The following is a 13,108-nucleotide window of genomic DNA, read 5'->3' as shown; positions in this document are numbered from 1 at the left end:
GCCCCGGGTCGACGCGGCAGGACACACGCGGCCCTGCGGCGGCGCCTTCCGGGGCCCCGCCCCGGACCGGGCGGAACCGTCCGCGGGAGCCCCCGGCCCATTAGGCTTGTCCCATGTCAGGGGATTCGGTGCGTCGTGTGGTGGTGATCGGTGCTGGGCCGCGCGGCAGCAGTGTTCTGGAGCGTCTGGCCGCCAACTGGAAGGCCCGCCGTGAAGACGGCGCCCTCGACGTCGGCGCCCGTCTCGAAGTGCACCTCGTGGACCCGTACCCCCTCGGCTCCGGTCACGTCTGGCAGCCCGCCCAGTCCCGGCTGTTCCTCATGAACACCCAGAGTTTCTTCCCCACCCTCATCCCCGAAGACCCGGACCTGGCGGCGCCTCTGGCGGGTGGCAGCTTTAACACCTGGCGTGCCGCCGTCGCCGCGGGCCAGATAGACGGGCGGGACCGGCTGAGCGAGGACGAGCGGACTGAGTTGCTCGCGCTCGGGCCCGACACCTTCCCCAGCCGCGCGCTCTACGGGCGCTACCTCGAGGAGACGCTCGCCGCCGTCGTCGCGCGGATCGAGAGTGACCCGCTCCTGGGGGGCTTCCATCCGGTGCACCACCGGACCGAGGCCCACGCCGTCCGGCGGACCGGTGACCGCGGGTTCGTGGTCGACCTCCAGGAGGGAAGCATCGCCGCGGACCGCGTCGTCCTGGCCCTCGGTCACGTCCCCGCCCAGCTCAACCCGGAGCAGCGAGAGCTGTATCGCGCGGCGCAGGACCTCGGACTCAGCTACTTCCCACCGGCGTGCCCGGCGGATGTGGACTGGTCGCTCGTGCCTGGTGGCGAGCCCGTCCTCGTCCGCGGGATGGGCCTGAACTTCTTCGACGTCATGGGTCAGCTCACCGAAGGGCGCGGCGGACGCTTCGAACGGCGCGACGGCGGACTCCGCTACCTGCCGAGCGGCCACGAGCCGGTGATCCACGCCGCGAGCCGCCGCGGCGGTCCGTACAAGGCCAAGGCGCAGATCTCCAGCTACTACCCCAAGGAACGCCAGCTCCGGTACCTCACCGAGTCCGCGGTCCAACGGTTCCGGCGGTCCGGCGTGAAGCCCGGCTTCGGTCACGATCTGTGGCCGCTGCTGCAGCGTGATGTGCTCTGGGCCTACTACGACACTCTGGTCACCTCCGATCCGAACGCGATCCGGGACGCGGCCGAGTTCCTCGATCAGCTCGAGGAACTGCTCCGCCCGCATGCGCACAGCCCGGAGGACTGGATGGTCCCCGTCACGGCGCTGATCGAGCGATGCGTTCCCGAGCGGCTGCGCCTGAACCTGCGGGCGCTCGCGGCCCCCTTCGCGCTGCAGCGCTTCGATTCCGCCGCCGAGTTCGACGCCGCCGTGGTGCGCACCCTCGACGAGGACGTGCGCCGATCGGCCGCGGGGGAGAAAGACCCGGTCAAGAGCGCCGTGCTTATCCTGCACGCGGGCCGTTCGCTGCTGAAGGACGCGGTGGCCGACGGCGGCATCACCGAGGAATCCTGGGTGACGGAACTGCGGGGCCGCTTCGAGTCGCTCGTGGAAGGCCTCGCGAGTGGCCCGCCGGCCCTGCGCATCGAGCAGCTGGCCGCGCTGGCCCGCGCCGGCGTCGTGCACTTCGTGGGGCCGGAACCGCGCTTCACCGTGGACCGTGCGGCCGGCCTGTTCCAGGCCTCCTCACCGTGGGTGGACGGAAGCGAGGTCCGGGCCCGGACGCTGGTCGAGGCCCTGGCCCCGGCCAACCGGGTGTCCGCCGCGGCGTCCCCCCTGCTCCGTCAGCTCCTGGAGGACGGTCTCGTCCGCACACGACTCATGATGCGGCCCGAAGGCGGCCCGACGGAAGCATCCGGTCTCGACGTCGTGGCGCATCCGTACCGTGCGGTGGCGGGCAACGGCGAGGTCCAGGAAGATCTGCACGTGCTCAGCCTCCAGCTCTCCGCCGTGCAGTGGGGCGTGGCGATCGCCGCGGAGGCCTTCTCGGGCGGACCGGACGGCGAGCCCACGGAGCTGTTCCGCAGCGGTCAGCGCACGCTGCGCGACGCCGACGAGATCGCCCGGGCCGTCCTCAGCGCGTTCTGAACACAGCGCACCTTCTGAACACAGCGCACCTTCTGAACACAGCGCACCTTCTGAACACCGCGCGCGTTCTAAGCACAGGACAAGGGCCGGTTCCGATCGCGGAATGCGATCGGAACCGGCCCTTGTCGTCACCTCAGGTGAGGGGTGATCAGCCCTTCACGAGGCACGTGAGGTAACCGATCCACGCCAGGGCGTACTTGGCCCAGCCCGCCACGTCCCACCAGTGCTTCGGCGGAACGGGCTTGGTGCAGGCCGGCTGCGGCACCTCGGTCTTGGCGACGGTGACGCTGACCTTCACCGTCGTGCCCGACTCCGCGGCCTTCAGCTGCAGGACACCCGCACCCGCCGCGGCGCCGGCCGGAACGGCCAGGCTCACGGTGGCGGCGCCACCCGAGACCGGAACGGCGCCCAGGGCGGTGGCCTTGCCCGCGGCATCGGTGAACGTGGCCTCGAGCGAGGTGTTCACCGGGCTGCCCAGCGAGGTGAGATCCAGCTTCGACACCGCGGCCTGGATCTTCTCCCCGGCCTTCACGCTGGCCGGGGTGGAGTTCACGACGGCCACGCTGCGACGGGCGAAATCCGGGGACACCGGGGAGTTGGCCTTGAGGAAGGCCATCCAGGCGTCACGGTCCACCAGGCCGGAGTCACGGGTGTTGGCGCCGTCCTTGAAGATCCGGAAGTTGTCGCCACCGGTGGCCAGGAAGCTGAACGTCCCGATCCGGTAGGACTTGGCCGGATCCAGCGGCTGACCGTTGACCTGGATGGAGGTCACGCGGTCACCCGCGGGGCGGGCGGCGTCGTAGGTGTAGTTGATGTTCTTGGAGAGACCCAGTTGCAGGTACGGGCGGCTCGGCACGGTGCCGTCCGGGTTGGTCTGCCACTGCTGCTCCAGGAGCGTCTTGAACTGGGCGCCCGTGAGGGACGTGGTCCAGAGGTTGTTCACGAACGGCAGCACCGCGTTGGCCTGGGCGTAGGTGATGGTGCCGTCCGTGCCGTAGTACAGCTCGTTGCGCAGACCGCCGGGGTTGACCACGCCGATCTCGGCGCCACCCACGGTCGGGTCCTTGAGCGAGGCGACCAGCGAGTCGGCCACCAGGTTGCCCAGGGTGGACTCGCTGGAACGGTCGTCACGCACCGGGGCGCCCGTGGTCGGGTCCTTCGTGAAGGCGGTGGTGATGTCCTTGGTCACCTTGCCGACCGGCTGATTGCCGACGACGGCGGCGTCCGCGAGTGCCTTCTTCACGATCGTGTCCACCTGCTTCACGCGGGGGTAGGCCGCGATGAGATCGGCGGCGGCGTCCGTGGTGCGGGCGACGTTACGGGCCGAGTACGCGGAGACCTGCTTGGAGGCGAGGTCCACGGTCAGCTCGATCTGGCCGATGTTCGCGCCGTAGCTGCCGGTCTGGACCACGGGACGGGTCTTGCCGTCCTGGCCGGGGACGGGACCGTCCCAGGCGTACTCCTTGTGAGTGTGGCCCGTGAAGATGGCTCCGACGGCCGGGCTGGTCTCGGTCACGATCTTGGCGAAGGCCCCACCGGCGGCAATCTCCTGCTGGAGGGTCGCGCCGTCCGGGGTGCCGGCTCCGGCGCCCTCGTGGTACTCGGCGACGATCACGTCGGCGAGCTTGCCGTCCTTGATCTTCGTGGCCACGCGGTTCACGGCGTCGACCGGGTCACCGAAGTCGAGATCGGCGATGCCGCCCGGGGTGACCAGGGAGGGGACCTCCTGGGTCACGGCGCCCACCACTGCCACCTTCACGCCGTTGAGGTCGAGGATCTCGTATTCGGGCAGTGCCGGTTCCTGTGTGCCCTTCTTGTACACGTTCGCGCCCAGGTACGGGAACTTCGCGTTGTTCCCCCCGGCGATCACGCGGTCACGCAGATCGGCCCAGCCGCCGTCGAACTCGTGGTTGCCCACGGCCGAGGCGGTGAGGCCCAGCGTGTTGAGCACGTCGATGGTGGGCTGGTCCTTCGCCATGGAGGAGGCGAAGAGGGAGGCACCGATGTTGTCACCGGCGGAGACGAAGGCGGTGCTGCCCGGGGTGGCGGCGGCGCGGAGCTTCTCCAGAGTGCCCGCGACGTTGACGGTGTTGTTGTCGATGCGGCCGTGGAAGTCGTTCACGCCGAGCAGGTTCACCTTCGCGCTGGTGGGCGCGGGGGTGGTGTTCAGGCCCACGATCACGGGATCGTGGTCGCTGGAGCGGTACTGGTCCGGAGCGTAGAAGCTGGTCACGTTGTAGTTCCAGCGGCTGTACTCCAGGGCGACGGACTCCACGGAGTTGATGTTCCAGATGTCCGCGCCGTTGACCATCTTCTCCGCCGACGGGGAGGCGAAGATGTGGTCCAGAGAACCGGACAGGCCGCTGAACACGTAGGAGTGCTTCTGGGATCCGTCGGCGTTCTTGGCCTTGCCGTCCTGGTCGACGTAGCCGGCGTCGGTGAGGACGTTCAGCGGGTCTTCCTTGCTGTAGGCGTTGAAGTCACCGATCAGGAAGACCTTGTCGGTGCCCTTGTCCTTCGTCAGGGTGTCCACGAAGCCGAGCAGCGACTTGGACTGGGCGACGCGGGCGAGGTTGGACGCGCCCTGTCCCTTGTCCGTGTCGTCCGGGGTGGCCGCGGAGCTCTTCGACTTGAAGTGGTTGGCCACGGCGATGAATTCCTGCGCCTGGGTGCCGCCCACGGGCTTGAACACCTGGGCGAGCGGCTTGCGGGCGCTCGCGAAGGCGGTGGTGTCGTTGTGGATGACGGATTCGCCCACCGGCTCCGCCACGGCCTTCTTGTAGATGAAGGCGGTGCGGATGACGTCTTCATCGCTCAGCGGCGGCAGAGCCGACGGGCTGCGGACGTAGTCCCAGGTGCCCGGCTTGGCGTCGTTGAGGGCGGTGACCAGCTTGGCCAGCGCGTCGTCGCGAGTCTTGCCGAACTTGGCGGAGTTCTCCACCTCCATGAGGGTCACGACATCGGCGCCGGAGCTGTTGATCGCGGCGACGATCTTGTCCTGCTGGCGCTTGAAGTGCTCAGCGGTCGCGGCGCCACGGGCGTCGCAGCCGCCCTTGACGGTGACCGGCGCGCCGTCGCGGTCGGTGTAGTACTGGCAGCCGCTGAGGCTGTCACCGGTGGTCGGGAAGTAGTTCAGGACGTTGAACGAGGCGAGCTTGAGGTTGCCGCCCACAGCATTCGGCACATCGGCTCGGGTGTTGCCGATGGAGACCGGCTGCACGGTGTCCGCGGTCGCCGGGGTGAGGTGCTCCAGGGGCTCCAGTCGCCAGGCGTTGTTGCCGTAGCCCAGGATGACGTTGGTCTTGAACGTCACGGGAGCGCCCACCCGGACCGGGTCCTTGGTGGTCAGGTAGGGCAGCGGCAGCGCCTTGGTGGTGGCGTTGGAGAGGAAGTTCGTGGTGGCGCCGTCATCCAGCTTGATGGTGCGGGCCTGGTTGTCGTCGGCCACGGCCGTGTTCTCGGCCGTGCCGTACGGAGCCACCGCGTTCGGCTGGACCGCGGGGGTCTTGCCGCTGGCGAGGGTCAGTTCGCCGTACTGGTTGGCGTAGAAGTTGTCGGAGAGCGTGTAATCGCCGGACGGGGCGAGGAGCATGCCCTCGAGGGACTCACGGAAGGTCTCGCTCGCCGGGAGGGCGAAGTGCGTGGCCTTGACCTCGGGAGCCGCGTCGGTCAGCTTGGTCAGCGAGGCGGCGTCCGTGACGTTCACCTGGGTCTGACCGAAGTACTCGCTGACGGTGCCGGAGACCTGCACGTAGTCGCCGATCGCGACCGAGCCGACCGTGGCGGGCGAGTAGACGAACACGGCGTCGGACGCCTGGTGGCCGGCCTCGGTGAGGTCGCCGCCGGTGCCCGGGGTCTGGATGTAGTAGCCGTTCAGGCCACCCGTGGCGTAACGGGCGGTGACCTTGCCCTTGGTGGTCACGCTCTGGCCGACGAGGGGGCTCGTGGCGCCGGTGCCCTGGATCTCGGCGATCGTGGCGGTGCCACCCGGGGTCGGGGTGGGGGTCGGCGTGGGCGTGGGCGTCGGTTCCGGACCGCCCGTCCCGCCCGACGGCGTCGGGGTGATCGAGGTGCTCAGGCTGAAATCGGCCGAGTTGTCGTTGCTGTCCGCGTGGTTGCTGCGGGTGAGCGCCTTGACGTCGGTGTTCGACGACGGCGCCGTGGCCGCCTTGACCTCGTACGTGTTGCTCGTGCCGTAGCCGAGGAGGTCGGCCACGTTGGTCGGCTCGACCTGGCTGCCGGTGCCGAGACCGCTGAGAGCCGTGGCCTGGCGGGCGAGGATGACGGTGCCCGTGGTGCCGGACGGGTTGAACGACGGCGCGTCCTGGTCCGGGGTGGGCAGCTCCGCCGCCGTGGAGGCCGCGTTGTTGCTGCCGCCCTTGATGAGGAACGTCCCCTTGGCGGGGATGTTCCCACGGAGCGCGGTCACGGAGTTGGGGGCGGCGGTCCCGGTGCCGGAACGGTACTGGAGTGACCAGCCGTCCAGCGAGACGGGTGCGTCCGAGGAGTTGTACAGCTCCACGAACTTGTTGCGGTAGGCAGCCCCTGCGCTGCCTCCACTCAGATAAGCCTCATCGATGATGACGGAGGAGGTGCCCGGTGTGGCGACCGTGTTGACCAGCGCGAAGGCCGGCGCGGTCGCCAAAGGGGCCGCGATCAACGCGGCGGTCAGGGCACTCCCCAAGGTTGCTTTCGCAAGCGAGTGAGTCATGGGGTTCTTTCTGTCCAGAGATCGGGTGAGATCCGGTGTCCTGTGGCGGACTGAGAGCTCGGACCGCCAGCAGGAAAGCGAGGGGTCCGTAGCCTAGTCCACCAAGAGAGAGTTAACTCCGGGTTGCGGGGAAAAGAAACTGTTGTTTCAAGATCCGGCGCGAAAAAAATCCTGTGCCGTCACCGCCCGTCGGGACGGGGACGGCACAGGACCTGGCCGGTCTCAGACCAGCGACTGGTGCAGCATGAAGACCGCTCCGGACGGATCGGTGACGCGCGCGTGCCGGCCGTGGGGATCGTCCCGCGGCTCCTCCAGGACGCGGCCTCCGAGCTCGGTGACCTTCCGGGCGGCCTCGTCGGCGTTGTCCACCACGAGGTAGATGAGCCAGTTCGACGGCACTCCCTCGGGGAGGAACTTCGCGGCGTCGAACAGTCCGGCACGAGCCTGATCGCCTTCGCCGAGGGTGCTGTAGCGGAAGTCCTCGGTGTCCTCCATGACGGAGATGTCCCAGCCGAAGGCCTTGCGGTAGAAGTCCACCGCGGCGGCGTAGTTCCGGCTGGCCAGTTCGTGCCAGCCGACGGCGCCGGGTTCGTTGACCAGGGAGTAGCCGCCGTGGGAAAGGGGCTCCCACACACCGACGAAGGCGCCGGAGGGATCCTCGGCGATCGCCATGACGCCCATCTCCGGGACCGTCATGGGCGGCACGACGACCTGTCCGCCCGCCGCGGTGATTGCCGCGGCGGTGGCCTCGGCGTCGTCGCTCTTGAGGTAGATGCCCCAGGTGCTCGGCATCTCCTGCTGGTCCGGCTGCTTGGCCATGAGGCCGGCCACGCGGCGGCCGTCCTTGGACGCGGTCACGTAACCGCCGTACTTCTCCTCGTCACCGCTTTCGAAGGTCCAGCCCAGGAGTTCGCCATAGAACTTCTGGGCCGCTTCCACATCGTCCGTCATCAGGTCGGCCCAGCAGGGATCACCGGGAGCGAAAGTAGGGGTGGTCATGATGCGCTCGCTTTCTAGGGAAGTGCCGCCGTGCGCCGGCGGACCAGGGTGGGCGGAGCCCGTGTGCCCTGATAGTGATGACGCTAACGCCGGGGTCCGACATTCTTCAACGGTTCGCTGCCGACCGGTGGGTGAACTCCCGGCGGTCCGGGCCATGAGCGGTGGCACGGCATGAAAAAGGGCCCCGGAACCTGATGGTCCCGGAGCCCTTGTCCGCGGAAGGTATGGGATTTGAACCCATGAGACGGGGTTACCGCCTACTGGTTTTCAAGACCAGCTCCTTCGGCCGCTCGGACAACCTTCCCTAAATCAAAGTGTTTCACAGCGCGGACGCGCGCTCCAAACGTGCGCGGCGCCGCCGGGGACAGGGAGGAGCGCAGGACCTGCGGAGACACCACCACCCGTGCGCCGTTCACAGTGGGCGCCGTGCACACGAGGCGCCGTGCACAATAGACGGGGGGCCAGAGCGTCCAGAGGAGAGTGGAGACCATGCGAGCCGTCCAGATCACCGAGCCGGGAGGCCCGGAAGTCCTGCGGGTGACCGAAACGCCGGACCCGGTGCCCGGTCCGGGCGAAGTCCTGATCGACGTCGTCGCGGCAGGCCTGAACCGGGCCGATGTGCAGCAGCGCCGGGGGTTCTACCCGCCGCCGCCCGGCGCCTCCGACATCCCCGGTCTGGAGGTCTCCGGCCGGATCGCGGGCTTCGGTCCCGACGTCTCCCGCCCGTTCGCCGTGGGGGAGAAAGTGGTGGCCCTGCTCTCCGGTGGCGGCTACGCCTCGAAGGTCGCCGTGCCGGCCGGGCAGGTGATCCGGATCCCGGAGGGCGTCGACCTGGTGACCGCCGCGGGCCTGCCCGAGGTGGTGGCCACCGTGTACTCCAATCTCTACATGACGGCCGGCCTGCAGGCGGGGGAGACCGTCCTCATCCACGGTGCCACGGGCGGGATCGGCGCCTTCGCCATCCAGCTCGCCAAGGCCCTCGGCTCGGTCGTGGCCACGACGGCGGGCAGCCCGGAGAAAGTCGCCACGGCACGGGGCTTCCTCGGCGCCGACATCGCGATCGACTATAAGACGCAGAGCTTCCCGGAGGCCCTTCGGGAAGCCAACGGCGGGCATGGCGCGGACGTCATCCTCGACGTCGTGGGCGCCAAGTACCTGTCCGCCAATCTGGACGCGCTGGAGGTGCACGGCAGGCTGGTGGTGATCGGCCTGCAGGGCGGTGCCCGCGGGGAACTCGATCTGGGCGTGCTCCTGAGCAAGCGCGCCGCCGTCATCGGCACCACGCTGCGGGCTCGGCCCGTTGAGGAGAAGACCGCCATCATGGACGCCGTCCGGGACGTGGTCTGGCCGCTGATCGCCGACGGCTCGGTCCGCCCGCTGGTCGCGCGGACGTTCCCGCTCGCCGAGGTGGCCGAAGCCCACCGGTACTTCGATTCCGGTCAGCACACAGGGAAAATCCTGTTGACCATGTGACGTGTCTCTGAACTAGGGTGCCTAGTGGGACCGCTGCAGCATTGCACGGTCGCATCCGCTGACGTATGCACCCAGGAGGCCCCCATGAGCGGTACACGCAGCACGGGAGAGCGGGGCGGCACTCTGCCGCCCGCCGCCGTCGCACCGGAGAGACTCGACGCCGAATCCCGGCGCTGGACCCCCGCGCGGATCGCGCTCTGGGCGGCCATCGCCCTGCTCGGCGGTCTGGCGTGGGTCATGCTCGCGCTCGTCCGTGGGGAGACGGTCAACGCGATCTGGTTCGTGTTCGCCGCGGTCTGCACCTATCTGATCGCGTACCGCTTCTACTCCAAGTACCTGGAGAGGAAGCTGATCCGGCCGGATGACCGAAGGGCCACCCCGGCCGAGTACAAAGCCGACGGCAAGGACCACGTCCGCACGGACCGGAACGTCCTGTTCGGCCATCACTTCGCCGCGATCGCGGGCGCCGGTCCCCTGGTGGGCCCCGTCATCGCCGCCCAGATGGGCTATCTCCCGGGGACGATCTGGATCATCGTGGGCGTCGTGCTCGCGGGAGCGGTCCAGGACTACCTGGTGCTGTTCTTCTCGATGCGGCGCGGCGGCCGGTCGCTCGGGCAGATGGCCCGCGAGGAGCTCGGCGTGGTGGGCGGCACCGCGGCCCTGCTGGCGACGCTGCTCATCATGGCGATCATCGTCGCCATCCTGGCGCTCGTGGTGGTCAACGCTCTCGGCGAGAGCCCCTGGGGTGTGTTCAGCGTGGCCATGACCATCCCGATCGCCCTCTTCATGGGCGTCTACCTGCGGTTCATCCGGCCCGGTAAGGTCCTGGAGATCTCCATCATCGGCTTCGTCCTCCTGATGGCCGCGATCATCGGAGGCGGCTGGGTCGCCCACACCGAGTGGGGCGCGGCGTTCTTCCACCTGGACAAGAGCACCATCGCCTGGGGGATCATCGTCTACGGTTTCGTCGCCGCGATCCTTCCGGTCTGGTTGCTCCTGGCCCCGCGGGACTATCTGTCCACCTTTATGAAGATCGGCGTGATCGGGCTGCTGGCCGTCGCGATCGTGGTGGTCCGCCCCGAGATCAACGTCCCCGCCTTCAGCGAATTCGCGGGCCGGGACAACGGGCCGGTGTTCTCCGGTGCGCTGTTCCCGTTCCTCTTCGTCACGATCGCGTGCGGCGCCTTGTCGGGGTTCCACGCATTAATCGCCTCCGGCACTACGCCCAAGCTGATCGAGAAGGAGCGCCAGACCCGGTACATCGGTTACGGCGGCATGCTCATGGAGTCCTTCGTGGCGATCATGGCACTGGTGGCGGCCGTCTCGATCGACCGTGGCCTCTACTTCGTCATGAACGCCCCGCTGGCCCTCACCGGCGGCACCGTGGAGCAGGCCGCGCAGTGGGTGAACTCGCTCGGCCTCGCCGGGGTGAACGTGACCCCGGCGGAGCTGAAGGACGCGGCCGCGGCCGTGGGGGAGCAGACGATCATCTCCCGCTCGGGTGGCGCGCCCACCCTCGCGGTCGGCCTGGCGCACATCATGCAGCAGTTCATCGGGGGTCCGGGGATGGCGGCCTTCTGGTACCACTTCGCCATCATGTTCGAGGCCCTGTTCATCCTCACGGCCGTCGACGCCGGAACGCGCGTGGCCCGCTTCATGCTGCAGGATTCGATCGGCAACTTCGTGCCGAAGTTCAAGGATGCCTCCTGGCGCCCGGGAGCGTGGCTCTGCACGGCCGTCATGGTCGCGGCCTGGGGCGCGGTCCTGATCATGGGCGTCACGGGTCCGCTGGGCGGGATCAACACCCTGTTCCCGCTCTTCGGCATCGCGAACCAGTTGCTGGCCGCGATCGCCCTGGCCGTCTGCCTGGCGATCGTCGCGAAGAAGGGCCGCTTCGGAGCGCTCTGGATGGTGGCGCTGCCGCTGGCTTTCACCGCGGTGGTCACCATCACCGCCAGCTTCCAGAAGATCTTCTCGACCGTCCCGGCCGTCGGGTACTTCGCGAACAACGCCGCCTTCAGCAAGGCGCTCGCGGACGGCAAGACGTCGTTCGGCACCGCGAAGACCGTGGCCGCCATGGAGGCCGTGGTCCGCAACACCATGATCCAGGGCATCCTGTCCGTGGTGTTCGTGGTCCTCGCGATCATCGTCATCGTCACCGCGCTGATCGCCACTGTCCGGGCCTTCCGGGCGCACCGGGCCGGGGAGACCGTCACGGATCACGAGGACCCGTTCGTGCCGTCGAAGGTCTTCGCGCCCGCGGGCCTGATCCCCACCGCCGCCGAGCGCGAACTCGCCGCGGAGTGGGCGGAGGTGCCGGCGTCGGAGCGCCTCGCGGACGCGGGGCACCACTGATGAACCGCAAGAGCCCGACGACGGCGGCCGTCCCGCCGTCGTCGGAGGAGCCGCTGCCGCCGGCCGCGCCGCCGCCGGCCACGCCGCAGGGGGTGCGTCCGGGCCGGCCCGCGTCACCGTGGGAGCGTCTGGCCCGCGGCGCGGAGTCATTGAAGCGAGGGATCCGGGGGGTTCTGGGAGCCGACGCGTACGAGAAGTACCTGGAGTTCCACGCGGCCCGTCATCCCGGTCACGAGCCCCTGAGTGAGGCGGAGTTCTGGCGGGACCGCACCGATCGGCAGGACCGGAATCCACAGGGCCGGTGCTGCTGAGCCCGTGAGAGTATGGGGCCATGAGTGAGGAGCCGAAGCCACAGGAATCCGCAGGGGCGGCCGGGCAGGAGGGTCCCGTGGAGGGGCGTCCCGTCGAGGGGACTCCGGTCGACGGTCCGGGGGACACTCAGGAGCCCCGGTCGCAGGAGCCCCGCGCGCAGCAGGGACCCGGCGGCGAGGGGGACCGCCGCCCCCGCAACATGCTCGAGCTCGTGGATGAGCCGGCCAAGGTCATGCGGATCGGCACGATGATCCGGCAGCTCCTGGAGGAAGTGAAGGCGGCCCCGCTGGATGACGCGGCCCGCGGGCGCCTGGCGGAGATCCACGAACGGTCCATCAAGGAGCTCGAGGACGGGCTGGCCCCGGAACTCGTGGAGGAACTGGAACGGATCTCGCTGCCGTTCCCGGAGGATTCCGCGCCATCGGATGCGGAACTGCGGGTCGCTCAGGCCCAACTCGTCGGCTGGCTCGAAGGCCTCTTCCACGGCATCCAGACCGCGATCGCCGCCCAGCAGACCGCCCGGGAACAGATGGCCGCTCAGCTCCGGCAGCTCCCGCCCGGCACCATGGTGGCACCTGGCGTGGTGATCGGGGCCAACGGCGAGCTGCAACGGGCCCCGGCTCGACCCCAGCAGAACCCGCGGCACGCCGGGCCCGAGGAACCCGACTCCGGCCTCGGCCAGTACCTCTGACCCATGGGTCTCTTCAGTGAACTGAGGCAGGCCCGTCGTGACGACGCGGAACTGGGCAAGGGCCTGTGGCGGCGTGCCCACGACCGTTTCCGGCGCGGCCTCGACCGCTTCCATCAGGTGCTCGACGGCGTGAGCGACGACGCCCTCTACGCGGAACTGCTGCCCATCGCCGACGAACTGGCCGCGCTGCTCCCACGGGTCCGCGCGATCTGCGTGGAGGCACAGCGGAGCACCCCGAGCGACGGCCTGGACATCCCGCCGGAGCTGGCCCCCTTGCACCGTCTGCTCTCCCGGGCCGGCAACGACCTGGCGACCGCCGCCCAGGCGGCCACGATGGCCCGGCTCGGCACCACCGATGTGGACAGCGTGCGGCGGCGGGCCGTCGTCGTCGGCTCTCTGATCTCCGAAGCTGAGCAATCCGGGCGGTGACCGGATCTATTCCCGGATTCGCTGACAGAGAACCGGGAG

8 protein-coding genes and 1 tRNA gene are annotated in these 13,108 nt (G+C 69.2%); 6 read left to right on the top strand and 3 right to left on the bottom strand.

The features are described from left to right. Positions 1 to 113 precede the first annotated feature (113 nt). Complete coding sequence (locus AB6732_RS14580) at positions 114 to 2,099, top strand: FAD/NAD(P)-binding protein (protein WP_370960626.1); 1,986 nt, start codon at positions 114 to 116, stop codon at positions 2,097 to 2,099. A 148-nt stretch (positions 2,100 to 2,247) separates the two neighbouring features. Here the strand turns inward: AB6732_RS14580 and AB6732_RS14575 are convergent, their stop codons facing one another. The 3 genes from AB6732_RS14575 to AB6732_RS14565 all read right to left on the bottom strand — a co-directional run bounded on the left by AB6732_RS14575 (position 2,248) and on the right by AB6732_RS14565 (position 8,113). Further along, complete coding sequence (locus tag AB6732_RS14575; protein WP_370960625.1) at positions 2,248 to 6,810, bottom strand: ExeM/NucH family extracellular endonuclease; 4,563 nt, start codon at positions 6,808 to 6,810, stop codon at positions 2,248 to 2,250. Between the two features lie 222 nt (positions 6,811 to 7,032). Next, entirely contained in the window at positions 7,033 to 7,809 is a 777-nt protein-coding gene (locus AB6732_RS14570) for a VOC family protein (RefSeq protein ID WP_370960624.1), read from the bottom strand. 216 nt (positions 7,810 to 8,025) lie between these two features. Continuing rightward, positions 8,026 to 8,113: transfer RNA gene (locus tag AB6732_RS14565), tRNA-Ser, on the bottom strand. Positions 8,114 to 8,298: 185 nt separating this feature from the next. Between AB6732_RS14565 and AB6732_RS14560 the strand changes: the two genes are divergently transcribed. From AB6732_RS14560 to AB6732_RS14540, 5 genes are all read left to right on the top strand, one after another. Continuing rightward, positions 8,299 to 9,282 carry an NAD(P)H-quinone oxidoreductase gene (locus AB6732_RS14560; RefSeq protein ID WP_370960623.1) on the top strand — a complete coding sequence of 328 codons (984 nt, stop codon included), beginning with the start codon at positions 8,299 to 8,301 and terminating at the stop codon, positions 9,280 to 9,282. 84 nt (positions 9,283 to 9,366) lie between these two features. Beyond that, positions 9,367 to 11,637, top strand: a complete 2,271-nt coding sequence (locus AB6732_RS14555; RefSeq protein WP_370960622.1) for a carbon starvation CstA family protein — start codon at positions 9,367 to 9,369, stop codon at positions 11,635 to 11,637. A gap of 128 nt (positions 11,638 to 11,765) precedes the next feature. Then, positions 11,766 to 11,948, top strand: coding sequence for a YbdD/YjiX family protein (locus AB6732_RS14550; protein WP_370961026.1), 183 nt, complete (start codon positions 11,766 to 11,768; stop codon positions 11,946 to 11,948). A 20-nt stretch (positions 11,949 to 11,968) separates the two neighbouring features. Continuing rightward, a complete protein-coding gene (locus AB6732_RS14545; protein WP_370960621.1) occupies positions 11,969 to 12,640 on the top strand; it encodes a bacterial proteasome activator family protein in 672 nt (223 codons plus the stop codon). 3 nt (positions 12,641 to 12,643) lie between these two features. Further along, complete coding sequence (locus AB6732_RS14540; protein WP_370960620.1) at positions 12,644 to 13,069, top strand: hypothetical protein; 426 nt, start codon at positions 12,644 to 12,646, stop codon at positions 13,067 to 13,069. Positions 13,070 to 13,108 lie beyond the last annotated feature (39 nt).

Source organism: Arthrobacter sp. RCC_34 (assembly GCF_041360795.1).
Taxonomy (GTDB): domain Bacteria; phylum Actinomycetota; class Actinomycetes; order Actinomycetales; family Micrococcaceae; genus Arthrobacter_E.
The sequence above is the reverse complement of the archived record's forward strand: the minus strand, read 5'-3'. Positions and strand labels throughout refer to the sequence as shown.

Excerpts from the sequence above, each read along its gene's own strand:
- AB6732_RS14580 (WP_370960626.1), top strand. The coding sequence starts at position 114 with ATGTCAGGGGATTCGGTGCGTCGTGTGGTGGTGATCGGTGCTGGGCCG.
- AB6732_RS14545 (WP_370960621.1), top strand. The coding sequence starts at position 11,969 with ATGAGTGAGGAGCCGAAGCCACAGGAATCCGCAGGGGCGGCCGGGCAG.
- AB6732_RS14555 (WP_370960622.1), top strand. The coding sequence starts at position 9,367 with ATGAGCGGTACACGCAGCACGGGAGAGCGGGGCGGCACTCTGCCGCCC.
- AB6732_RS14575 (WP_370960625.1), bottom strand. The coding sequence starts at position 6,810 with ATGACTCACTCGCTTGCGAAAGCAACCTTGGGGAGTGCCCTGACCGCC.
- AB6732_RS14540 (WP_370960620.1), top strand. The coding sequence starts at position 12,644 with ATGGGTCTCTTCAGTGAACTGAGGCAGGCCCGTCGTGACGACGCGGAA.
- AB6732_RS14570 (WP_370960624.1), bottom strand. The coding sequence starts at position 7,809 with ATGACCACCCCTACTTTCGCTCCCGGTGATCCCTGCTGGGCCGACCTG.
- AB6732_RS14560 (WP_370960623.1), top strand. The coding sequence starts at position 8,299 with ATGCGAGCCGTCCAGATCACCGAGCCGGGAGGCCCGGAAGTCCTGCGG.